This window comes from Kitasatospora sp. NPDC051705 (assembly GCF_044453265.1).
Lineage (GTDB): Bacteria > Actinomycetota > Actinomycetes > Streptomycetales > Streptomycetaceae > Kitasatospora.
Genome location: NZ_JBITCO010000014.1, coordinates 26,810 through 48,783 on the forward strand (window position 1 = coordinate 26,810; position 21,974 = coordinate 48,783).

The following is a 21,974-nucleotide window of genomic DNA, read 5'->3' on the forward strand; positions in this document are numbered from 1 at the left end:
CGGGGAGAAATCGGGCATTGCCTGACAACTCGTCGGGTGCAACGCGCTGCCCTCAACCGCCGTGTCCCAAACGTCATCTGCACGGGTATCGGTCGTGCGTGTTCGATATGGCACGCTACTCGGGTTCGTTCCCCTCCCCACGCGCCCTGCCGCCGCCGACGACGGGCAACCCCGTCCTGCGCGCGGTCGTCCGGGCGCCCGGTCCGCGCACGCGCCCCCGCACCCTGGGGCGTCCTCGGCGCGGGCCACCGGCCCCCGCCGGACCGCACCCAGAAGGACGCGCCCCGTGAGAACTTCAGCTGAACGCCTGGCAGCACTCGGCTGCGCCGGTCTGGTCGCCGTGACGGTGGCCGGCTGCGGATCGGTCACCGACGCCGTCAAGGGGGACAGCGGCAAGTCGGTCACCATGGGCACCAGCCAGCTCACCAGCTCGCTGGACCCGGCCATCGCCTACGACTCCGGCTCCTGGCTGGTGCTGCGCAACACCTTCCAGTCGCTGCTCGCCTTCCCGGCCGCCTCCAGCGCGCCCTCGCCGGACGCCGCCCAGTCCTGCGAGTTCACCAGCGGCGACGCCGCCCAGTACCACTGCACGCTGCGGCCCGGCCTGAAGTTCTCCAACGGCCACCCGCTGACCGCCGCCGACGTGGTGTTCTCGATCGAGCGCACCAAGAAGATCAGCGACGAGAACGGCCCGTCCGACCTGCTCACCTCGATCAAGAGCGTCGAGGCCAAGGGCGACAACGAGGTGATCTTCCACCTCACCGCCCCGGACGCCACCCTGCCGGCCAAGCTGGCCAGCCCGGCCGGCGCCATCGTCGACCACCAGGTGTTCCCCGCCGACAAGGCGCTCTCCAACGACAAGGTGGTCGGCTCCGGCCCGTACCGCGTCGACTCGCTCGCGGCCCTGGGCAGCGGCGACGCCGGCAAGCAGCTGGGCAAGGTCGTCCTGGTGCCCAACGACAAGTACAACGGCGACGCCAAGCTGCGGAACAGCAAGTTCACCGTGCGGTACTACGACAAGGCCGCGGACCTGAAGACCGCGCTCGACAAGGGCGACGTCGACCTCACCGACAACAGCCTCGAGCCGAACACCGCCGCCCAGATCCACGCCGACCAGCAGGGCGGCAAGACCGACCTGCAGGTCGTCGAGGGCGACAGCAACGACACCCGCTCGATGGTCTTCAACACCAAGGACCCGGTCACCGGCAACGTCGCCGTCCGTCAGGCCGCCGCGCAGCTGCTCGACCGCAAGGCGCTCGCCCGCGACGTCTTCGCCCGCACCGTCCAGCCGCTGTACGCGCTGGTCCCGGCCGGCGTGGTCGGCCACACCACCGCCTACTTCGACCGCTACGGCGACCAGGACGTGGCCAAGGCCAAGAAGATCCTCACCGACGCCAAGGTCCAGACCCCGGTCAAGATCAGCCTCACCTGGTCGCGCTCGCGGGCCGAGAGCGCCGAGCCCGAGATGCTCAAGAAGCAGCTGGAGGCCGGCGGCCTCTTCCAGGTGACGGTCCAGCAGGAGGCCGACTGGGACGCCTTCAAGAAGGGCTGGGCGGACGGCAAGTACCAGGCGTACATCGTCGGCTGGTTCGCCGACTACCCGGACGCCGACAACTACATCGCCCCGCTGCTCGTCCAGGGCGGCGCGTACCACACCGGCTGGGACGACCCGCGGATCAGCCAGCGCCTGGTGCCGGACGGCGTGAAGCAGGCCGACCGCAGCGCCGCGGCCTCCGGCTACGCCCAGATCCAGCAGATAGCCGCCGAGAACGTGCCGCTCATCCCGCTGTTCCAGAACAAGGCCTTCTACGCGGCCCGCTCGTACATCACCGGTGTCGAGTCGACCGTCGACACCACCGGCGTGTTCCGCTTCTGGGACATCGGCCGGGTCGGCGGCAAGTAGCCGACGGGGGCGGCACCGGGCGACCGGGACCCCCTCCGCACGACGGTGGCCCGTCCACCTCCTCCCGGACCCGGGGGAGGCGGACGGGCCACCGTCGTACCGGCCTCAGAGGGCGCCCGGACGCACCAGCCCGCTCTCGTAGGCGTACACCGCCGCCTGCACCCGGTCGCGCAGCTGGAGCTTGGTCAGCACGTGGCCCACATGCGTCTTCACCGTGGTCTCGCTGACGAACAGCTCGGCCGCGATCTCCGCGTTCGACAGCCCGCGGGCCACCAGCTTCAGCACCTCGAGCTCGCGCTCGGTCAGCGCGCTCAGCGCCTGCGGCGGCGCCTCCTCGCCGGAGGGCAGCTTGGTGGCGTACATGTCCAGCAGCCGCCGGGTGATGCTCGGCGCCAGCATCGCCGCGCCGTCCGCCACCACCCGGATCGCCTGGACCAGCTCCTCCGCCGGGACGTCCTTCAGCAGGAACCCGCTGGCGCCCGCGCGCAGCGCCTCCACCACGTACTCGTCCAGGTCGAAGGTGGTCAGCACCAGGACCTTGGCCGGGCCGTCCCGGCCCGGGCCGGCGATCCGGCGGGTGGCCTCCACGCCGTCCATCCTGGGCATCCGGATGTCCATCAGCACCACGTCGGGCTGCAGCGCGCGGACCTGGTCCAGCGCCTGCTGACCGTCGCCGGCCTCACCGACCACCACCAGGTCGGACTCGGCCTCCAGGATCATCCGGAAACCGGTGCGAAGCAGCGGCTGGTCGTCGACCAGCAACACTCGGATCGTCACCTAGGACTCCTTGCTCATCGGATCCCCCGTGGGATCGTCTTCGTCAGACGTACGGGCCAGCGGCAGCGGGTACGGCGGGGGAGTGCCGCCGAACTCCGGACAGCTGGCCTGGTGGTCGCACCAGTCGCAGAGGCGGTTGCGGGTCGCGGGGAAGTCCCCGGTCGCCACCGCGAGGGTGATCCGCTCCCAGAGCGCCAGCAGCTTGCGCTCCACCGCGAGCAGGTCGGCCTCGTCCGGGTCGTAGCTGACCACGTCCCCGCCGCCGCCCAGGTAGACCAGCTGGAGGCGCCTGGGGATCACGCCCTTCCAGCGCCACACCACCAGCGCGTAGAACTTCATCTGGAACATCGCCTTGCCCTCGAAGTCCCGCGAGGGCGCCCGGCCGGTCTTGTAGTCCACCAGGCGGACCTCGCCGGTCGGGGCGACGTCCACCCGGTCGATGTAGCCGCGCAGCAGCAGCCCCGACTCCAGTGCCGTCTCCACGTACAGCTCGCGCTCCACCGGGTGCAGCCGGGTCGGGTCCTCCAGCCGGAACCACTGCCCGACCAGCTTCTCGGCGTCCGCCAGCCAGCGGGTGAGCGCCGCGCCGTCCGGATCCCCCGGGAAGAGCGAGGCCAGCTCCGGGCGCTCGCCGAGCAGCCGCTCCCACTGCGGGCGCAGCAGGCCCAGGGCCCGCTCCGGGGTCCGCTCGCCCGCCGGGCTGTCGAACAGCCGCTCCAGCACCGCGTGCACCAGGGTGCCCCGGGTCGCCGCCGCGCTGGGCGGCTCGGGCAGCCGGTCGATCACCCGCAGCCGGTACAGCAGGGGACAGGTGAGGAAGTCCCCCGCACGGGACGGGGACAGGCCGGTCGGGGGCGCCGCCGGGCGCGCCGGTGCCCCGGCGGCGCTGGTGGTGTCGGTCTGCTGCATGCCCCCGACCCTATTGCCCTTCGCTGTCATCCCGCTGCCACCGGGCTGCCACACCGCCCGGCGCAGTGGGTATGAACACCGACAGAGGGGCGCACGGCTCCGGGCGGCCGAGATCACGTAGCGTGGGCGCACCGGGGCACGACGGGGCAGACGACCGAAGGGATCACGGTGAGCGACAGCAGGGGGCAGCAGACCTCCGACCAGCCACCGCACGGCGACGACGACGGCCGCGGGGCCGGGCGCCCGCCCCAGCCGCCCGAGCGCGGCGGCGGCATCCTGATGGGCCGCCCCTTCGGCGTGCCCGTCTACGTCACGCCCTCCTGGTTCGTCATCGCCGCCCTGATCACCTGGGTGTTCGGCGGCCAGCTCGGGGACGTCCTGCCGGACCTCGGCGGCGCGCCCCGATACCTGCTCGCCTTCACCTTCGCGGTGGCGTTCTACGCCTCCGTCCTGGTGCACGAGCTCGCCCACACGCTGGTCGCACTGCGCTACCGCCTCGGTGTGCGCCGGATCCAGCTGCAGTTCTTCGGCGGGGTGTCGGAGATCGAGAACGAGGCCGAGAGCCCCTGGCGGGAGTTCTGGCTGGCCTTCGTCGGGCCGCTGCTCTCCCTGGCGCTCGGCGGCGTCTTCTACCTCGCGCTGCGGGCCGTGGACGCCTCCACCGTGCCGGGGGTGCTGCTCGCCGGCCTGATGGTCTCCAACCTGGTCGTCGCGGCCTTCAACCTGCTGCCGGGCCTGCCGCTGGACGGCGGCCGGATGCTGCGGGCCGTCGTCTGGGCGGTCAGCGGCCGGGCGATGACCGGCACGGTCGCGGCCGCCTGGGTCGGCCGGGGGCTGGCCGTCGCCGTGCTGATCGGGCTGCCGCTGGTCAGCTCCGCCCGCGGGATCGAGCGCAGCACCACCGACACCCTGGTGGACGCGGTGCTGGCCGCCGTCCTCGCCGCGATCATCTGGAACGGCGCCACCGCCAGTCTGCGCAACGCCCGGCTCAAGGAGGTGCTGCCGGGGCTGCGGCTGCGCGACCTCGCCCGCCGCGTCGTCGAGGTCACCGCCGACACCCCGCTCGGCGAGGCGCTGCGCCGCGCCCGGGAGGCCCAGGCCGGTGCGGTGGTCGTGGTGGACGGGCGGGGCGAGCCGATCGCCGTCGTCCGGGAGTCCGCCGTCCGCGCGGTGCCCGAGCACCGCCGCCCGTGGGTCGCCGTCGGCCCGCTCGCCCGCGACCTCGAACCCGGGCTGCGGCTGGACGCCGACCTCGGCGGCGAGGACCTGCTGCGCGCCGTCCAGGCCACCCCGTCCGGCGAGTACCTGGTGGTCGAGGCGGACGGCCGGGTCTACGGGGTCGTCGCGCTCACCGACATCGAGCAGCGCCTGACCGCGGCCGTCACGGGGCGCTGACGGCGCCCGGCGCCACGCCCCGGAGGCCGCCGGTGATCACCCCGGTCGGGCGGGGCCGTCCGCTTCCCTTAGGATTGTCGGCATGTCCGAACCGACCGGTGCCACCCGCCGACGCGGGCCCTTCCAGGTCGGGGACCAGGTCCAGCTGACCGACCCCAAGGGCCGCCACTACACGTTCACGCTCCAGGCCGGGAACCAGTTCCACACCCACAAGGGTGCGTTCCCGCACGACGAGCTGATCGGCGCCCCCGAGGGCACGGTCGTGCGCACCACGGGGAACGTCCCGTACCTCGCGCTGCGCCCCCTGCTCCCCGACTACGTCCTGTCCATGCCCCGCGGCGCCGCCGTGATCTACCCCAAGGACGCGGGGCAGATCCTGGCGATGGCCGACATCTTCGCCGGCGCCCGCGTCGTCGAGGCCGGCGTCGGCTCCGGAGCGCTCTCCAGCTACCTGCTGCGCGCCGTCGGCGACACCGGCATGCTGGCCTCGTACGAGCGCCGCCAGGACTTCGCCGACATCGCCAAGGGCAACGTCGAGCGCTACTTCGGCGGGCCGCACCCGGCGTGGAAGCTCACCGTCGGCGACCTCCAGGACAACCTGGTCGAGACCGACGTCGACCGCGTCATCCTCGACATGCTCGCCCCCTGGGAGTGCCTGGACGTCGCGTCCAAGGCGCTCGTCCCCGGCGGCCTCATCTGCTGCTACGTGGCCACCACCACGCAGATGTCCAAGACCGTCGAGGCGCTGCGCGAGCACGGCACCTTCACCGAGCCGCAGGCCTGGGAGACCATGGTCCGCACCTGGCACCTGGAGGGCCTGGCCGTCCGCCCGGACCACCGGATGATCGGCCACACCGGCTTCCTGCTCACCGCCCGCCGGCTCGCCGACGGCGTCGAGCCGCCGCTGCGCCGCCGCCGCCCGGCCAAGGGCGCGTACGGCGAGGACTACGACAACGGCTCCCCCGAGCCGACCCTCCAGGAGCGCGCCGCGGCCCGTGCCGCCGCCCGCGCCGAGGCCGGGCAGCCCGACCTCGGCTGAACCGACGACCGACCCGCGAAGGGGTGGTGCGCGAAACGCGTACCACCCCTTCGCCGTCTCCGTACACCCGAGCCCTCCGCCGGCCCGCCCCGTGTGGGACGATGCTCGCTCACACAGACCACTGGAGGGGACGCCTGGTGGAGACCGCGGTCGGGACGACGGCTGGAGAGCAGACGACACCGCGGGGCGGCAGCCGGCCCGGGCACGCGCGAACCGCCCCCTGGCACTGGGCGCTGGCCCTGGCCGGCTGCGGCGCGGTGGTGGCCGCCGGGCTCGCGGCCGGGCCGGCCTCGGGCAGCCCGGTGCCCCTCCACGGCGCCCCCAGGGCACTCGGCGCGAGCGCCGCCCCCGACCCGGCCGCGGCCCAACTGCCGCTCGACTGCGGCCCCTTCCCGGTGAAGGCGGTGCTCAGCATGCCCGCCGTGCTCGGTGACGGCCGCCCCGGCACCGTCGTCGCCGCGCACTGCGACGCGGCCAACGGCACCCCGCCGGACGCCGTCTACCTGCTCGGCTTCGGCCCGGGCGACCGCCCGGTGGTGGTGAGCACCCTGCTCTCCGAGCGCGAGAACCTCACCGTCGGCCGGCTGGCGTTGCGGTCCGACGGCGCCATCACCGGCCACGCGCAGGGGTATTCGAGCGAGGACGTGCCGCGCTTCCGCCCCGACATCTCACTCGACCTCACCTGGACGCGCAAGGGCGGCGGCTGGGAACGCTCCCAGACCGCCGCCCCGGTGAGTCTGACCTGATGCGGGCGCGCGCCCGCCCCGGGCGCTACTCCGCGTCCGGCCCGTACACCTCGACCAGGTCGGACGCCCGGCGCACGTGGATGCAGTCGCCGGGGCAGTCCTTCGCCGAGTCCACCACGTCCTGAAGGAGCGTCAGCGGCACCGGGGCGCTGTCCCCGGGCTGCTGGCGGAGCTCGTCGTCCGGCCCCTTCACGTACGCCAGGCCGTCGATGTCGAGCTCGAAGACCTCCGGCGCGTACTGCACGCAGATGCCGTCGCCGGTGCACAGGTCCTGGTCGATCCACACCTCCAGCTGCTCGGCCGCCGCCGTCTGCTCGGTCTCCGACATGGTTCCCTGCCGTTTCTGTCCCGGGTCGCCCTATTTCCGGGCAATCCCGCCATTCGTACAACGATCGGACCCGGTGCCGCGGTCGCGATCGGATATCACTTCGCTCGACGATACATCTGGCCCGCTTTGGGTGGTGCGCGGTGGGTATCTCCTTAGCAGAGGGGAAGCACGCTGGGGCGAAGATCGGACACGCCCGTTCCATCTTTCTTGATCTAGGGGTTTACGGACCCCTGGTCCCAGGTAGGGTCTGGAAGCGTCCAGCTCCCCGGAGGAGGTGAGGACCGTGGCAGCCCACGATGACGACTACAACCGCAGCACCGGCAGGCCCGCTCGTGGTTCCGACGAGACCGCTCAGCTCTCGTACCTCGAGCAGGAAATCGCCGTGTTGCGCCGCAAGCTCGCCGACTCGCCGCGCAATTCGAGGATCCTCGAAGAGCGGATCGTCGAGCTCCAGACCAACCTGGCCGGCGTGACCGCCCAGAACGAACGGCTCGCCTCCACCCTGCGCGAGGCCCGCGACCAGATCGTGGCCCTCAAGGAGGAAGTGGACCGGCTGGCACAGCCCCCGGCCGGGTTCGGCACCTTCCTCGAGGCCAACGAGGACGGCACCGCCGACATCTTCACCGGCGGGCGCAAGCTCCGCGTGAACGTCAGCCCGAACGTCGCCCTCGACGAACTGCGGCGCGGCCAGGAGGTGATGCTCAACGAGGCCCTCAACATCGTGGACGCGATGGCCTTCGAGCGCATCGGCGAGATCGTCACCCTCAAGGAGATCCTCGAGGACGGCGAGCGCGCCCTGGTCATCGGCCACACCGACGAGGAGCGGGTGGTGCGGCTCGCCGAGCCGCTGCGCGAGACCACCATCAGGGCGGGGGACGCCCTCCTGCTGGAGCCCCGCTCCGGCTACGTGTACGAGGTCGTGCCGAAGGCCGAGGTCGAGGAGCTGGTCCTCGAGGAGGTCCCGGACATCGACTACCGCCAGATCGGCGGCCTGAGCAACCAGATCGAGCTGATCCGCGACGCGGTCGAGCTGCCGTACCTGCACGCCGACCTCTTCAAGGAGTACGAGCTGCGCCCGCCCAAGGGCGTGCTGCTCTACGGCCCGCCCGGCTGCGGCAAGACGCTGATCGCCAAGGCGGTGGCCAACTCGCTGGCCAAGAAGGTCGCCGAGGTCACCGGGCGCCCCCAGGGGAAGAGCTACTTCCTCAACATCAAGGGCCCCGAGCTGCTCAACAAGTACGTGGGCGAGACCGAGCGGCAGATCCGCCTGGTCTTCCAGCGGGCCCGGGAGAAGGCGAGCGAGGGCACGCCCGTCATCGTCTTCTTCGACGAGATGGAGTCGCTGTTCCGCACCCGCGGTTCCGGCGTCAGCTCGGACGTGGAGAACACCATCGTCCCGCAGCTGCTCGCCGAGATCGACGGCGTGGAGGGGCTCGAGAACGTCATCGTCATCGGCGCCTCGAACCGCGAGGACATGATCGACCCGGCGATCCTGCGGCCCGGCCGCCTGGACGTCAAGATCAAGATCGAGCGCCCGGACGCCGAGGCCGCCAAGGACATCTTCTCCAAGTACCTCAAGGAGTCGCTGCCGTTCCACCCGGACGACGTCAAGGAGCACGACGGCTCCCTGGGGGCGACGGTGGCCGCGATGATCCAGTCGGTCGTGGAGCGGATGTACTCCGAGACCGAGGAGAACCGGTTCCTGGAGGTCACCTACGCCAACGGTGACAAGGAGGTCCTGTACTTCAAGGACTTCAACTCCGGCGCGATGATCCAGAACATCGTCGACCGCGCGAAGAAGATGGCCATCAAGGACTTCCTCGACCACGGTCAGCGCGGTCTGCGCGTCTCCCACCTGCTCGCCGCCTGCGTGGACGAGTTCAAGGAGAACGAGGACCTGCCGAACACCACCAACCCGGACGACTGGGCCCGCATCTCCGGCAAGAAGGGCGAGCGGATCGTCTTCATCCGCACGCTGGTCACCGGGAAGCAGGGCGCCGAGTCCGGCCGCTCGATCGACACCGTCGCCAACACGGGCCAGTACCTGTAGGCGCGCGGTGACCGGGCCGCCCCGGCGGTCCCCGGTACAGCACGCACCCGTCCGGCTGTGGCGCCTCGCGGCCCCGCAGCCGGACGGCGCGTCTCGGGGCCCGCCCGTCGGTGCCGGGTTCTAGGCTCGACCCACCGTTCGCGGGCAGAACGCCGGCGCCGGTGTTGTTTCAGCGGTACGTCGGCGTGCGCCGCCCGTGGGGGGCGGGGCACCGGGCAAGGAGGGCCGCATGACCGTACGGCGCGTGATGGGCATCGAGACCGAGTACGGGATCTCCGTGCCCGGGCACCCCAACGCCAACGCCATGCTCACCTCGTCCCAGATCGTCAACGCGTACGCGGCGGCGATGCACCGGGCGCGGCGGGCCCGCTGGGACTTCGAGGAGGAGAACCCGCTGCGCGACGCCCGGGGCTTCGACCTCGCGCGCGAGGTGGCGGACGCCAGCCAGCTGACCGACGAGGACATCGGTCTCGCCAACGTCATCCTCACCAACGGGGCCCGGTTCTACGTGGACCACGCGCACCCCGAGTACAGCTCGCCCGAGGTCACCAACCCGCGCGACGCCGTGCTCTGGGACAAGGCGGGCGAGCGGATCATGGCCGCCGCCGCGCAGCGCGCGCTGGAGCTGCCCAACGGGCAGAACATCCACCTGTACAAGAACAACACCGACAACAAGGGCGCCTCCTACGGCACCCACGAGAACTACCTGATGAAGCGGGCGACGCCGTTCGCCGACATCGTCCGCCACCTCACCCCGTTCTTCGTCTCCCGCCAGGTGGTCACCGGCGCCGGCCGGGTGGGCCTCCACCAGGACGGCTCCGCGCACGGCTTCCAGATCAGCCAGCGGGCCGACTACTTCGAGGTCGAGGTCGGGCTGGAGACCACCCTCAAGCGCCCGATCATCAACACCCGCGACGAGCCGCACGCCGACGCCGAGAAGTACCGCCGGCTGCACGTGATCATCGGGGACGCCAACCTCTCGGAGATCTCCACCTACCTCAAGCTGGGCACCACCTCACTGGTCCTCTCGATGATCGAGGACTCCTTCATCGCCTCCGACCTCGCCGTCGACCAGCCGGTGCGCACCCTGCACCGGGTCTCCCACGACCCGACGCTCAAGCACCTGATCACCCTGCGCAACGGGCGCAAACTCACCGCCGTCCAGCTCCAGCTCGAGTACTTCGAGCTGGCCCGCAAGTACGTCGAGGACCGCTTCGGCACCGATGCCGACGAGCAGACCGTGGACGTGCTGGCCCGCTGGGAGGACGTCCTGGGCCGGCTGGAGCGCGACCCGATGTCGCTGTCCAGGCAGCTGGACTGGATCGCCAAGCGGGAGATCCTGGAGGGCTACCGCAGCCGCGACGCCCTGGAGTGGGACAACCCGCGGCTGCACCTGGTCGACCTCCAGTACAGCGACGTGCGGGCCGAGAAGGGCCTCTACAACCGTCTGGTGGCCCGCGGCCGGTTCGAGCGGCTGCTCACCGAGGACGAGGTCGAGCGGGCCGTCTCCAAGCCCCCGGAGGACACCAGGGCGTACTTCCGCGGCCGCTGCCTCGAGCAGTACGCGGACCACGTCGCGGCCGCCTCCTGGGACTCGGTGATCTTCGACCTGCCCGGCCGGGACTCGCTGCAGCGGGTGCCCACCCTGGAGCCGCTGCGGGGTACCCGCAACCACGTCAAGGAACTGCTCGACCGCTGCCGGACCGCGGAGGACCTGCTCCGCGTCCTGGCCGGCGGGTAACTTTTCGATCACCACGGGTGAACGCCCGCCGAATGGGAATCATCCGGGGTGACAGCGGGTGTCGGACAGGAAGCGCCACCGGCAAACCGGGAGCGGTTGTCGCACCTTGTGTATAGGGTCGGTGCAGCAAGCACCGACCGAACCGTGCCAGACGAATCGAGCGGGGTGAGGGAAATGGCGACCAAGGACACCGGCGGCGGCCAGCAGCGGGCGAACCGCTCTTCCGAGGAGGTCGAGGAGCAGGCCGCGGAAACCCAGAATTCCGACGACCTCAAGGAGCGCCAGGAAAAGCTGAGCGACGACGTCGACGCGGTGCTGGACGAAATCGACGAGGTCCTCGAATCCAATGCCGAGGATTTCGTCCGGGGATTCGTTCAGAAGGGCGGGCAATAGCCCGTCCCCCCGGTCATCGGGAATTCACGGTCGCGACCGTCGAGGGCGGCCGGGCGGCGATGTCCGCCCGGCCGCCCGGCACCGGCCCCCGGCCCGCCTGGACAGTGATCGTCGGGCGGGTAGGGTGCGGGCAGCGCGCGCTTCAACCCACCTGGAAGGAATCGTGTGGAAGCCAACACTCGTGGCACCGGGCGTCTACCGGCTGCCTTCCTGACCCCGGGGTCGTCGTCGTTCCTCGACTTCCTCTCCGAGCACCGGCCGGAGCTGCTCCCCGGCCACCGGGGGCTCCCCGAGGGCTCCGTCGTCGAGGCCCCGCACGGGACGACGATCGTGGCCGCGATCTTCGACGGCGGCGTGGTGATCGCCGGTGACCGCCGCGCCACCATGGGCAACGTGATCGCCCAGCGCGACATCGAGAAGGTGTTCCCCGCCGACGAGTACAGCGCGGTCGGCATCGCCGGCACCGCCGGCCTCGCGGTCGAGATGGTCCGGCTGTTCCAGCTGGAGCTGGAGCACTACGAGAAGATCGAGGGCGCCACGCTCTCCCTGGAGGGCAAGGCCAACCGGCTGACCACCATGATCCGGGGCAACCTGGGCATGGCGATGCAGGGCCTCGCCGTCGTCCCGATGTTCGCCGGCTACGACCTGGACCTCCGCCGCGGCCGGATCTTCGGGTACGACGTCACCGGCGGGCGCTCCGAGGAGCGCGGCTTCGCGGCCACCGGCTCCGGCTCGGTGTTCGCCCGGGGCGCGATGAAGAAGCTCTACCGGGAGGGCCTGACGGCCGAGCAGGCCTCGACGCTGGTCGTCCAGGCGCTCTACGACGCGGCCGACGACGACTCCGCCACCGGCGGCCCCGACCTCGCCCGCAAGATCTTCCCGATCGTCTCGCTGATCACCGAGGACGGCTTCCGCCGCCTCACCGAGCCGGAGGTCTCCGCGATCGCCGTCTCGATCACCGACCAACGCCTCTCGCACCCCAACGGCCCGCAGGCCCCGCTGCTCTAGCCACCTCTCAGGAAAGGGACGACCGCCGGTGTCGACACCGTTCTACGTCTCGCCCCAGCAGGCCATGGCGGACCGCGCGGAGTACGCCCGCAAGGGCATCGCGCGCGGCCGCAGCGTGGTCGTGCTCACCTACGCCGACGGCATCGTCTTCGTCGCGGAGAACACCTCCAGGGCGCTCCACAAGGTCTCCGAGATCTACGACAAGATCGCCTTCGCGGCGGTCGGCCGCTACAACGAGTTCGAGAACCTGCGCATCGGCGGCGTCCGCTACGCCGACCTGCGCGGCTACTCCTACGACCGGGCCGACGTCACCGCCCGGGGCCTGGCCAACGTCTACGCCCAGACCCTCGGCACCATCTTCTCCTCGGTCGGCGAGAAGCCGTACGAGGTCGAACTGGTCGTGGCCGAGGTCGGCCGGACCCCGGACGAGGACCAGATCTACCGCCTCACCCCGGACGGCTCGATCGTCGACGAGAAGAACTACGTCGTGGTCGGCGGCAACGCCGACTCGATCGGCAACTACCTGGGCCAGCGCCACCGCGCCGGGATGAGCCTCACCGAGGTGGTCCGCGCGGCCGTGGACTCGCTCGCCCGCGACCCCAACGGCGGCAGCCCGCGCACCCTGACCCCGGAACAGCTGGAGGTCGCGGTCCTCGACCGCCAGCGGTTCCAGCAGCGCAAGTTCAAGCGCATCCTGGGCGGCCAGCTCGGCCGGCTGCTCGACGGGGACCAGTCCGCGGAGTCGGACGACGAGGACGACCCGGCGGACACCGCGCCGGAGTAGCAGTGCCTGCGGAGTCCCGTACGGCGGCCGGACGGAGGCCGTACGGGGCTCCGGTGCCCCTGCGGCGGCCCGGCCGCCGTGGAGGCGGTTTCGGACAGCTCCGACACAGAATGGAGTGCTCATGGACCGCCGGATCTTCGGGCTGGAGAACGAGTACGGCGTGACCTGCACGTTCCGCGGGCAGCGACGGCTGTCGCCGGACGAGGTGGCGAGGTACCTGTTCCGCCGGGTCGTCTCCTGGGGGCGCAGCAGCAACGTCTTCCTGCGCAACGGCGCCCGGCTGTACCTGGACGTCGGTTCCCACCCCGAGTACGCCACCCCCGAGTGCGACGACGTGACCGAGCTGGTGACGCACGACAAGGCGGGCGAGCGGATCCTCGAGGGCCTGCTCGTCGACGCCGAGCGCCGGCTGCACGAGGAGGGCATCGCGGGGGACGTCTACCTCTTCAAGAACAACACCGACTCGGCCGGCAACTCCTACGGCTGCCACGAGAACTACCTGGTGGCCCGGCACGGCGAGTTCTCCCGGCTGGCCGACGTGCTCATCCCGTTCCTGGTGACCCGCCAGCTGATCTGCGGCGCGGGCAAGGTGCTGCAGACCCCGCGCGGCGCGGTCTACTGCGTCAGCCAGCGGGCCGAGCACATCTGGGAGGGGGTCAGCTCCGCCACCACCCGCTCCCGCCCCATCATCAACACCCGCGACGAGCCGCACGCGGACGCCGAGCGCTACCGCCGGCTGCACGTGATCGTCGGCGACTCCAACATGTCCGAGACCACGACGCTGCTCAAGGTCGGCGCCACCGACCTGGTGCTCCGGCTGATCGAGGCGGGCGTGGTGATGCGCGACCTCACCCTGGAGAACCCGATCCGGGCGATCCGCGAGGTCAGCCACGACCTCACCGGCACCCACCAGGTGCGGCTCGCCAACGGCCGGGAGGCCAGCGCGCTGGACATCCAGGAGGAGTACTACAGCAAGGCGCTGGAGTTCGCCGACCGCAAGGGCATCAACACCGGCACCATCGCGCGCGTCCTCGACCTGTGGGGCCGCACCCTGGAGGCCGTCCGGACGGAGAACCTGGACGGGGTGGCCACCGAGATCGACTGGATCATGAAGTACAAGCTCATCGAGCGCTACCGCGAGAAGCACCAGATGAGCATGTCCAACCCGCGGGTGGCCCAGATCGACCTCGCCTACCACGACATCCACCGCCGTCGCGGCCTCTTCTACCTGCTCCAGGGCAAGGGCCAGGCGCAGCGGGTGACCACCGACCTCAAGACCTTCGAGGCCAAGTCGATCCCGCCGCAGACCACCCGGGCCCGGCTGCGCGGGGACTTCATCCGCCGGGCGCAGGAGCAGCGCCGGGACTTCACGGTGGACTGGGTGCACCTGAAGCTGAACGACCAGGCGCAGCGCACGGTGCTCTGCAAGGACCCGTTCCGCTCGGTGGACGAGCGCGTCGAGAAGCTGATCGCCGGGATGTAGCCCCCGGGTCGTGATCAGGGCGGTGTCCGGCCCCGGTGGTGGTGTCTACCGGGGCCGGACACCGTCCGGGCATACGCTGTCCGTCGAGTCAGGGCCGACCTCGATCGACAGTAAGGACCACCGTGCGCCGCACCGCCGGTTTGCTTCTCACCCTGCCGCTGCTGCTGGCCGTCGCCTGCAGCAGCTCGCCCAAGGCGGCCGGCCCGGCGTCGCCGTCCGCGGCCAGTGCGCCGCCCACCGTGCCGGCGCCGGTGACCGAGGCCTCCCCGATGCCCACCCTGTCCGGCGGCGGGTTCGGCAGCAAGGCCACCATCACCATCCCCGAGGGGCAGCAGCCCAGCGGCCAGTTCGTGGTGAACACGGTCAGCGAGGGCGAGCGGTCGACGGTCAACAAGGGCGACTGGGTGACGGTCAACTACACGGCCAAGGACTGGACGACCGGCAAGGACCTGCCCAGTTCCTACGACCCGGGCGGCAAGCCGCAGCTGTACCAGGCGGGCAGCGGGCAGCTGGTGCCGGCGTTCGACCAGAGCGTGATCGGCAAGAAGGTCGGCAGCAGGCTGCTGGTGGTGGCCCCGCCGGCGGCGGCCTTCGGCGACCAGGGCAGCACCCAGCTCGGCGTCGACAAGAACGACACCGTGGTGTTCGTGCTGGACATCATGGAGAGCCTGCCGCAGGACTCCACGCTGTCCGGCGCCATGACCCAGCCGCCGGCGACCCTCCCGCAGGTCAAGGACAACGGCAAGGCCCCGGTGACGATCACCGTCCCGGCCGGGCAGGCGCCGCCCACCGACCTGCAGCAGGCGGTGCTGATCAAGGGTGAGGGCAAGCAGGTCAAGAGCGGGCAGACGCTGGTGGTGCAGTACACCGGGGTGCTCTGGAGCAACGGCCAGCAGTTCGACTCCTCCTGGACCCACGGCGGCGCCCAGGCCGTGCAGATCGGCACCGGCAGCGTCATCGAGGGCTGGGACAAGGGGCTGGTCGGCCAGACCGTCGGCAGCCGGGTCGAACTCGTGGTGCCGCCCGCGCTCGGCTACAAGGACCAGGCGCAGGGCTCGGTGCCGGCGAACTCCACGCTGGTCTTCGTGATCGACATTCTGGAAGCGGTTTAGGGCGTGTCTGAACCATTCGCGTCGCACGCCCGGCGGGAATTGTCAGAGACGCGCTAGGAAGTCCCCCGCAGGATTCCGTACGCTTGGGCGGACGCTCGTACACCGAAGCGTCCGCCCTCATCCTGAGCTGTCATACTGCCCTCGCACTGTGGCAGGTGCCGCCCGGCGCCGAGGTCCGGGGCGGACGGTGCGGCGGCACACCGGCGCTCACGACGCCGGGAGCAGACCTGGAAGACCTCGTGGCGAGATGGATGGGGAGTCATGACTGAGAAGACGCCGAGCCCGGGCGGGGCCGGCACCGCGGCGAACGACAGCTCTGCGGGTGACCCGGCCGCCTCGCGCCCCGGCGGCCCGCTTCCGGGGGACGGCGAGTCGATCGTCGTCCCGCCGTCGATCCTGAAGCAGCAGGCCGGCTGGGCGCAGCCCGGCGACAGGCCGCGTGCCACGGGCGGGACGAAGACCGACGACACCCCGCAGATCTTCGCCTCCACGGTGCGCCGGGGTGACACCTCGGAGGCCGGGTACGACGAGAACCCGCCCGGCGTGGGCCGCCTGGGCGTGATCCTCGGCACCGTGCTGGCCGTGCTGCTGGCCGGCAGCGCGGTGACGCTCTACATGGTGAACAAGGACGGCGGCTCCAAGTCGGACACCGCGGCCAAGCCGGACGCGGCCCAGAGCGCGCCTCCCACGCCGACCGCCGACCCGGTGCCGCCGATCAAGGACAGCGCCAAGGTGCTGCCGACGATCACCGGTGACTTCGGCAAGAAGGCCGACATCCAGGTGCCCGGCGAGGCCTCCGACGGCTCCTTCGTGGTCAAGGTGCTGTCCGAGGGCACCGGCGCCAAGGTGGACAAGAACTCCTGGACCTCGGTGGACTACACCGCCAAGGACTGGAACACGGGCAAGGACATCCCGAGCTCGTACGACAACAACGGCAAGCAGCAGATCTTCCAGGCCGGCACCGACGCGCTGATCCCGGCGCTGGACCAGGCCGTGCTCGGGAAGAAGGCCGGCAGCCGGATCCTCGTGGTGGCCCCGCCGGCCGCCGCGTTCGGCTCCCAGGGCAAGTCCGACATGTCGATCGGGCCCAAGGACGACCTGATCTTCGTGATCGACATCCGCAACGCCAACGCGCCGGACGCCGTGGTGAGCGGCACCGTGACGCCGCCGCCGGCGGACTTCCCGCAGGTCAAGGACAACGGCAAGAAGCCTGCGGACATCACTCCGGTGGCCGGCGCGGCCGACCCGACCGAGCTGAAGACGCACGTGCTGATCAAGGGCACCGGGCCGAAGGTGGAGAAGGGCGAGAAGGTCGTCGTCCAGTACACCGGCGCGCTGTTCAAGGACGGCAAGATGTTCGACTCCTCGCTCAGCAAGGGCCAGGCGTTCTCCTTCCCGGTCGGCGGCGGACAGGTCATCCAGGGCTGGGACCAGGGCCTGGTCGGCCAGACCGTCGGCAGCCGGGTCGAGCTGGTGATCCCGGCCGCGCTGGCCTACGGCGACAAGGGCCAGGGCGACATCCCGGCCAACGCGCCGCTGGTCTTCGTGGTCGACATCCTCGACGCGGGTCAGGGCTGATCCACTTTCGGGTGACAATGGTGTGCGTGTGACCTTCGGGTCCGGCCGCGTGGCCGGACCCGGACGGGCGGCGGGCGCCCGTACCGTGGTCCGGGAACGGACCGGGTGCGGGCGCCCGCCGCTTGGTCGTGACTGCAAGCGAATACGAGAAGAGGGACTGTGAGCCTCAACGAGAAGCCCGAGATCGACTTCCCGGTCGGCGACGCCCCGACCGAGCTGACGATCCGCGACATCGTCGTCGGTGACGGCGAGGAGGCCAAGCCGGGCCAGGTCGTCAAGGTCCACTACGTGGGCGTGACCTTCGCGACCGGCGAGGAGTTCGACGCCAGCTGGAACCGTGGCAGCGCCTTCCAGTTCCCGCTGGGCGGCGGCCGCGTCATCAAGGGCTGGGACCAGGGCGTCGTCGGCATGAAGGTCGGCGGCCGCCGCGAGCTGGTCATCCCGCCGCACCTGGCGTACGGCAACCAGTCGCCGACCCCGGCCATCCCGGCCGGCTCGACCCTGATCTTCGTGGTCGACCTGCTGGGCGTCTGACCCGGGCACGACCGTGGGCCGGACCCCTCCGGGGGCCCGGCCCGCGGGCGTTTCCGGAGGCGGCTTTTGCAGTGCGTACCGCGACCGGTACGGTCGGTCCCGCCGGGTGACGACCACCCGGCGGGCACACCCCGCGCGCGGCGCGGCACACCGGAAGGGTCAGCGATGGCGATCGCCAAGGCAGAGCGGCTGATGAATCTCGCCCTGTGCCTGATGAACACCAGACGTCCGCTCTCCAAGAAGGAGCTGCGGGAATCCATCGAGGCGTACCGCGAGGCCTGGCAGAACAGCAGCGAGGACGCCTTCAACCGGATGTTCGAGCGGGACAAGGACGACCTGCGCGAACTCGGCCTGGTGATCGACGTCGACGAGAACGCCCTGGACGGCGAGCTCGGCTACCTGGCCCGCGCCGACCGCAACCGGCTGCCCGAGATCGCGCTGGACGCCGAGGAGGCGGCCGCGCTGACCCTGGCCGCCCGGGTCTGGCAGCAGGCCAAGATGTCCGGTGCGGCCAGCGGCGCGCTGCAGAAGCTGCGCGCGGCCGGCGTACCGTTCGCCGAGCCCGAGGGCCGCACCGCCCTGGAGCCGCGGATCCCGGCCCGGGAGGCCGCGTTCGAGCCGCTGCTCACCGCCGCCCGCGACCGACGCGCGGTCAGCTTCGAGTACCGCAAGGCCGGTGCCGCCGCCGTCGAGCTGCGCAGCGTCGAGCCGTGGGCGCTGGAGTGCTGGCGCGGGCACTGGTACCTGGCGGGCTGGGACCGCGACCGCGGCGACGCCCGGGTGTTCCGGCTGAGCCGGATCACCGGCAAGGTCCGGGCCAGGACCGGGGCCTTCCTCGGCACCGTGCCCGAGCACGTGGACGTCCGCGCCACCGTCGCCAAGTTCGCCGGTGAGGGCGCCACCGCCACCGCGACCGTCCGGGTCCGCCGGGGGGCCGGCTTCCCGCTGCGCACCAAGGCGCTCGCCAGCACGCGGGTCGACGACCGCTGGGACGAGCTGGAGATCCCGTACGGCAACGGGCTCGGCGCGGACCTCGCCGAGTTCGGCCCGGACGTGCTGGTGCTCGGCCCCGAGGAGCTGCGGGCCGACGTGATCGACCGGCTGCGGGCCGTGGCCGGGCTGGACGCTGTGACCGAAGGGGTCCACGCATGAGCAACGCGATCGACCAGACCAGGCGGATGCTGTCGCTGGTCACCTACCTGCGCGAGCGGCCCGGCGCCGAGGTGGCCGAGGTGGCCCGGGCGTTCGGGATCTCCGAGCGCGAGCTGATCGGCGACCTCAACGTGCTGCCGATGTGCGGCACCAGCTTCCGCGGCGGCGACCTGCTCGACATCGACACCGACGGCGAGCGGATCTGGTGGCACAACGTCGACGACGTGGCCCAGCCGCTGCGGCTGGCCGCCGACGAGGCGACCGCGCTGCTGGTGGCCGCCCGTGCGGTGGCCGGCCTGCCCGGCCTGCGGGCCGGTGACCGGGAGGCGCTCACCCGGGCCGTCGTCAAGATCGAGAACGCGGCCGGGGAGAGCGCGGCCGGCAGCGCCAGGGTCGGCGTGACCTTCGAGGCCGAGGGCCACGTGTTCGCCGACATCGACCGCGCGCTCAGCGAGGGGCGCCGGCTCTGGCTGCGCTACTACTCGCACGGGCGCGGCGGGATGACCGAGCGCGAGGTCGACCCGATCCGGCTGCTCACCGAGGGCCACACCTACCTCGAGGCCTGGTGCCGGACCTCCGAGGACCACCGGATGTTCCGGCTGGACCGGGTCGCCGAGATCCGGGTGCTGGACGTGCCGGCCGACCCGCCCCGGCGCGAGCCGCGCGACCTCAGCGGCGGGCTGGTCAACCCCTCCGCGGACGACCCCGAGGTGGTCGTCGAGGTCTCCTCGGGCGGGCGCTGGGTGGCCGAGTACTACACCCACGACCGGGCCGAGGAGCTGCCGGACGGCGGGCTGCGGATCACCCTGCGCAGCGCCGACCCCTCGCAGCTGCGCCCGCTGGCGCTGCGGCTGGGCCGGGACGGCCGGATCGTCTCGCCGCCGGCGCTGGCCGGGCAGGCGCGCTCGGCGGCGCTGGCCGCGCTGGCCGCCTACGAGGGGACGGCGGCCGAGGGGGAGGGGCGGGCCTGATCGGTGGAACCCGGGACCAGATTCAAGGTGTACTGCTCCGAGTGCCGGGAGAAGGTGGAGCTGCCGGCCGAGGAGTTCCGGCTGACCTTCGGCCGCACCCCGGCCCAGGCGCACTACAGCTTCGGCTGCCCGCTCTGCGGGGCGTCGGTGCGCAAGGCCGCCGGGGAGAAGATCGTCGCGGCGCTCACCGGGGCCGGCGTCCGCACGATGCGGCTCGTCCCGGCCGAGGGGTAGCACACCGATAGGGTGGGGCCATGTCCTGGATGCTCGTCGCCGCCGTCCTGCTCGCCACCGCGGGCCTGTTGGTCCTCGGGGTCCTCGCGATCCGGCTCTGGCTGGCCGTGCGGGCGCTGGCCGAGGGAGTGGACGCGGCCTCCCGGGCGCTGGCCGACGCGGCGGGCGAGCTGGCCGCCGCGGTACCGGGCCGGTAGCGCGCTCCGGCGGGGGCGGGAAGCGTCGGCGGTACGGGGGCTGCTGCGTGCGGGGGCGCGCGGGTTACGCTCTCAGGAGGCTCCTGCACCTGCGAAGGGGGCCGCTGTCCTGTTCGGGCGGCCGTCGTCGTGGCGTCATCCGCAGCGGTTAGCATCCGCGGCGGACGGCCCGTCGGGCCGCCATGACTGAAGGTGGTCGCACATGCGCATCTCGATGACCGCGATCGTGGTGGTCGCGGTATTCGCCGTCCTGCTCTTCGGTGCCAAGCGACTGCCCGATCTGGCGCGTTCGCTCGGTCAGTCGATGCGGATCCTGAAGAGCGAGGCCAAGGCGATGCGCTCGGACGGCGAGTCCGCGGACACCCCGGCGCCCGCGCCCCAGCAGGTCGACGGCGCCGCGGCGCGGACCATCCAGTCCGCCCCCGGGGCGTCGGCGACGGCCCGTCCGGTGAACGAGCCGGCCGCGGGGGCCACCGCGCCCGACGGCGACCGCCCGCACTGAGCGCGGCGCACGTGACGCACGCGACCACGAAGGCCCGCCGACCGGCGGGCCTCGACGCACGAGTTGAGGACCGGGGTTGAGCAAGCTCTCCAAGGCGTCGAACGCGCCCAAGGATCCTGAGGGGCGGATGGCCCTCGCCGACCACCTGCGGGAACTGCGGAACCGCGTGGTCAAGTCGGTCCTGGCGATCGTGGTCATCACGATCATCGCCGCGGTCTACCACAAGCAGCTCGAGGACTTCCTGCTGAAGCCGCTGCCGCGGTGCACCGCGGAGACGGCTGGCCAGTACCACGGGAAGTGCGCCCAGGTCTCCAACATCGGTCTGACCGCCGGTTTCACCTGGATGCTCAAGGTCTCGCTGACGGCCGGCGTGGTCGCGACCGTGCCGATCTGGCTCTACCAGGTGTGGGCCTTCGTGGCGCCCGGTCTGCACAAGCACGAGAAGAAGTACTCGATCATCTTCATGGCGGCCGGGGCACCGCTGTTCCTGGCCGGCGTGGGCTGCGCGATCCTGGTCCTCCCGACCACGGTCGACGTGCTGATCTCGTTCACCCCGAACAACACCACGCCGATCCTGCCGCCCGAGGACTACCTCGACATCGCCACCCGGATGGTGCTGGTCTTCGGCCTGGCCTTCGAGTTCCCGCTGCTGCTGGTGATGCTGAACGTCGTCGGGATGGTCACCGGGAAGCGGCTGCTCGGCTGGTGGCGCGGGATGGTCATGGCCATCACGGTCTTCGCGGCCTTCGCGACGCCGAGCGCCGACCCGGTCAGCATGCTCACCCTGGCCGCGCCGATCTGGGCGCTGTACTTCATCGCCGTGGCGATCGCGCTGTTCAACGACCGGCGCAAGGCCCGCCGCAACCCCGACGCCGGGCTGAGCGACGAGGAGGCCTCGGAGCTGGACCTCTCGGTGCAGCCGGTGGCCGGAGTGGAGACCGTCCGGGCGTCGAGCGCGCCGACGGCGAGCGCCCCGGTGCCCGCCGCACGCGGCGAGCAGATCGACGACATCACCTGATCCGGGGCCGCGGGACCCGGTAGTGCACCGTGAGGCCCCGGCCCGCCGCCCGACGCGGCGGGCCGGGGCCTTCGCGCTGGTCCGGAGCGGTTCCGGCCCGGCTCCGGTGCGGATCCGGCA

22 protein-coding genes are annotated in these 21,974 nt (G+C 71.7%); 19 read left to right on the top strand and 3 right to left on the bottom strand.

Annotated features, from left to right (window positions below):
- The first annotated feature begins 286 nt into the window (after positions 1 to 286).
- Positions 287 to 1,903 (top strand): ABC transporter substrate-binding protein, encoded by a 1,617-nt coding sequence (locus tag ACIA8Q_RS19315; RefSeq protein WP_360208574.1) that lies wholly within the window; start codon positions 287 to 289, stop codon positions 1,901 to 1,903.
- 105 nt (positions 1,904 to 2,008) lie between these two features.
- Here the strand turns inward: ACIA8Q_RS19315 and ACIA8Q_RS19320 are convergent, their stop codons facing one another.
- Both ACIA8Q_RS19320 and ACIA8Q_RS19325 read right to left on the bottom strand, forming a co-directional pair.
- Positions 2,009 to 2,680: a response regulator transcription factor gene (locus tag ACIA8Q_RS19320; RefSeq protein WP_063346919.1), complete on the bottom strand. Its 672-nt coding sequence runs from the start codon at positions 2,678 to 2,680 to the stop codon at positions 2,009 to 2,011.
- Positions 2,681 to 3,589 (bottom strand): RecB family exonuclease, encoded by a 909-nt coding sequence (locus tag ACIA8Q_RS19325; RefSeq protein ID WP_360208578.1) that lies wholly within the window; start codon positions 3,587 to 3,589, stop codon positions 2,681 to 2,683.
- Between the two features lie 162 nt (positions 3,590 to 3,751).
- On the opposite strand from ACIA8Q_RS19325, the gene ACIA8Q_RS19330 reads away from it, so the two are divergent.
- The 3 genes from ACIA8Q_RS19330 (at position 3,752) to ACIA8Q_RS19340 (ending at position 6,769) form a co-directional block, all read left to right on the top strand.
- Positions 3,752 to 4,984 (top strand): site-2 protease family protein, encoded by a 1,233-nt coding sequence (locus tag ACIA8Q_RS19330; RefSeq protein WP_396317501.1) that lies wholly within the window; start codon positions 3,752 to 3,754, stop codon positions 4,982 to 4,984.
- Positions 4,985 to 5,066: 82 nt separating this feature from the next.
- Entirely contained in the window at positions 5,067 to 6,023 is a 957-nt protein-coding gene (locus tag ACIA8Q_RS19335) for a tRNA (adenine-N1)-methyltransferase (RefSeq protein ID WP_360208583.1), read from the top strand.
- 137 nt (positions 6,024 to 6,160) lie between these two features.
- Positions 6,161 to 6,769, top strand: coding sequence for a hypothetical protein (locus ACIA8Q_RS19340; protein WP_360208585.1), 609 nt, complete (start codon positions 6,161 to 6,163; stop codon positions 6,767 to 6,769).
- Positions 6,770 to 6,794: 25 nt separating this feature from the next.
- Here ACIA8Q_RS19340 and ACIA8Q_RS19345 read toward each other — a convergent pair whose 3' ends face one another.
- Positions 6,795 to 7,097, bottom strand: a complete 303-nt coding sequence (locus ACIA8Q_RS19345; protein WP_360208588.1) for a ferredoxin — start codon at positions 7,095 to 7,097, stop codon at positions 6,795 to 6,797.
- 283 nt (positions 7,098 to 7,380) lie between these two features.
- Between ACIA8Q_RS19345 and arc the strand changes: the two genes are divergently transcribed.
- The 15 genes from arc (at position 7,381) to tatC (ending at position 21,854) form a co-directional block, all read left to right on the top strand.
- Positions 7,381 to 9,147: a proteasome ATPase gene (gene arc, locus ACIA8Q_RS19350; RefSeq protein ID WP_360208591.1), complete on the top strand. Its 1,767-nt coding sequence runs from the start codon at positions 7,381 to 7,383 to the stop codon at positions 9,145 to 9,147.
- Positions 9,148 to 9,376: 229 nt separating this feature from the next.
- On the top strand, positions 9,377 to 10,888 hold the full coding sequence (gene dop, locus ACIA8Q_RS19355; protein WP_360208594.1) for a depupylase/deamidase Dop: 1,512 nt from the start codon (positions 9,377 to 9,379) through the stop codon (positions 10,886 to 10,888).
- 174 nt (positions 10,889 to 11,062) lie between these two features.
- Positions 11,063 to 11,281, top strand: coding sequence for a ubiquitin-like protein Pup (locus ACIA8Q_RS19360; protein ID WP_360208597.1), 219 nt, complete (start codon positions 11,063 to 11,065; stop codon positions 11,279 to 11,281).
- Between the two features lie 165 nt (positions 11,282 to 11,446).
- Positions 11,447 to 12,289, top strand: coding sequence for a proteasome subunit beta (gene prcB, locus ACIA8Q_RS19365; protein WP_360208600.1), 843 nt, complete (start codon positions 11,447 to 11,449; stop codon positions 12,287 to 12,289).
- Between the two features lie 28 nt (positions 12,290 to 12,317).
- Positions 12,318 to 13,073, top strand: coding sequence for a proteasome subunit alpha (gene prcA, locus ACIA8Q_RS19370; protein ID WP_360208603.1), 756 nt, complete (start codon positions 12,318 to 12,320; stop codon positions 13,071 to 13,073).
- 121 nt (positions 13,074 to 13,194) lie between these two features.
- Complete coding sequence (gene pafA / locus ACIA8Q_RS19375) at positions 13,195 to 14,556, top strand: Pup--protein ligase (RefSeq protein WP_360208606.1); 1,362 nt, start codon at positions 13,195 to 13,197, stop codon at positions 14,554 to 14,556.
- A 122-nt stretch (positions 14,557 to 14,678) separates the two neighbouring features.
- Entirely contained in the window at positions 14,679 to 15,668 is a 990-nt protein-coding gene (locus tag ACIA8Q_RS19380; protein WP_360208609.1) for an FKBP-type peptidyl-prolyl cis-trans isomerase, read from the top strand.
- A gap of 261 nt (positions 15,669 to 15,929) precedes the next feature.
- Positions 15,930 to 17,246, top strand: a complete 1,317-nt coding sequence (locus tag ACIA8Q_RS19385; RefSeq protein ID WP_360208611.1) for an FKBP-type peptidyl-prolyl cis-trans isomerase — start codon at positions 15,930 to 15,932, stop codon at positions 17,244 to 17,246.
- A gap of 159 nt (positions 17,247 to 17,405) precedes the next feature.
- Entirely contained in the window at positions 17,406 to 17,780 is a 375-nt protein-coding gene (locus ACIA8Q_RS19390) for an FKBP-type peptidyl-prolyl cis-trans isomerase (protein ID WP_360208614.1), read from the top strand.
- Positions 17,781 to 17,945: 165 nt separating this feature from the next.
- Positions 17,946 to 18,932 (top strand): WYL domain-containing protein, encoded by a 987-nt coding sequence (locus ACIA8Q_RS19395; RefSeq protein WP_360208617.1) that lies wholly within the window; start codon positions 17,946 to 17,948, stop codon positions 18,930 to 18,932.
- Entirely contained in the window at positions 18,929 to 19,903 is a 975-nt protein-coding gene (locus ACIA8Q_RS19400) for a helix-turn-helix transcriptional regulator (protein ID WP_396317484.1), read from the top strand. The genes ACIA8Q_RS19395 and ACIA8Q_RS19400 overlap by 4 nt, the downstream gene beginning before the upstream one ends.
- Before the next feature lie 3 nt (positions 19,904 to 19,906).
- Positions 19,907 to 20,137, top strand: coding sequence for a hypothetical protein (locus ACIA8Q_RS19405; RefSeq protein ID WP_387907770.1), 231 nt, complete (start codon positions 19,907 to 19,909; stop codon positions 20,135 to 20,137).
- A gap of 20 nt (positions 20,138 to 20,157) precedes the next feature.
- Positions 20,158 to 20,334, top strand: coding sequence for a hypothetical protein (locus ACIA8Q_RS19410; RefSeq protein WP_360208624.1), 177 nt, complete (start codon positions 20,158 to 20,160; stop codon positions 20,332 to 20,334).
- Positions 20,335 to 20,536: 202 nt separating this feature from the next.
- A complete protein-coding gene (gene tatA / locus ACIA8Q_RS19415; protein WP_360208627.1) occupies positions 20,537 to 20,836 on the top strand; it encodes a Sec-independent protein translocase subunit TatA in 300 nt (99 codons plus the stop codon).
- 127 nt (positions 20,837 to 20,963) lie between these two features.
- Positions 20,964 to 21,854 (top strand): twin-arginine translocase subunit TatC, encoded by an 891-nt coding sequence (gene tatC, locus ACIA8Q_RS19420; RefSeq protein WP_387907803.1) that lies wholly within the window; start codon positions 20,964 to 20,966, stop codon positions 21,852 to 21,854.
- Positions 21,855 to 21,974: the final 120 nt, after the last annotated feature.

Bases quoted from the DNA above. Each gene is read 5' to 3' on its own strand.
- ACIA8Q_RS19325 (WP_360208578.1), bottom strand. From the start codon at position 3,589: ATGCAGCAGACCGACACCACCAGCGCCGCCGGGGCACCGGCGCGCCCG.
- ACIA8Q_RS19335 (WP_360208583.1), top strand. From the start codon at position 5,067: ATGTCCGAACCGACCGGTGCCACCCGCCGACGCGGGCCCTTCCAGGTC.
- ACIA8Q_RS19345 (WP_360208588.1), bottom strand. From the start codon at position 7,097: ATGTCGGAGACCGAGCAGACGGCGGCGGCCGAGCAGCTGGAGGTGTGG.
- dop (WP_360208594.1), top strand. From the start codon at position 9,377: ATGACCGTACGGCGCGTGATGGGCATCGAGACCGAGTACGGGATCTCC.
- ACIA8Q_RS19360 (WP_360208597.1), top strand. From the start codon at position 11,063: ATGGCGACCAAGGACACCGGCGGCGGCCAGCAGCGGGCGAACCGCTCT.
- pafA (WP_360208606.1), top strand. From the start codon at position 13,195: ATGGACCGCCGGATCTTCGGGCTGGAGAACGAGTACGGCGTGACCTGC.
- ACIA8Q_RS19385 (WP_360208611.1), top strand. From the start codon at position 15,930: ATGACTGAGAAGACGCCGAGCCCGGGCGGGGCCGGCACCGCGGCGAAC.
- ACIA8Q_RS19395 (WP_360208617.1), top strand. From the start codon at position 17,946: ATGGCGATCGCCAAGGCAGAGCGGCTGATGAATCTCGCCCTGTGCCTG.
- ACIA8Q_RS19400 (WP_396317484.1), top strand. From the start codon at position 18,929: ATGAGCAACGCGATCGACCAGACCAGGCGGATGCTGTCGCTGGTCACC.
- ACIA8Q_RS19410 (WP_360208624.1), top strand. From the start codon at position 20,158: ATGTCCTGGATGCTCGTCGCCGCCGTCCTGCTCGCCACCGCGGGCCTG.
- tatA (WP_360208627.1), top strand. From the start codon at position 20,537: ATGCGCATCTCGATGACCGCGATCGTGGTGGTCGCGGTATTCGCCGTC.
- tatC (WP_387907803.1), top strand. From the start codon at position 20,964: ATGGCCCTCGCCGACCACCTGCGGGAACTGCGGAACCGCGTGGTCAAG.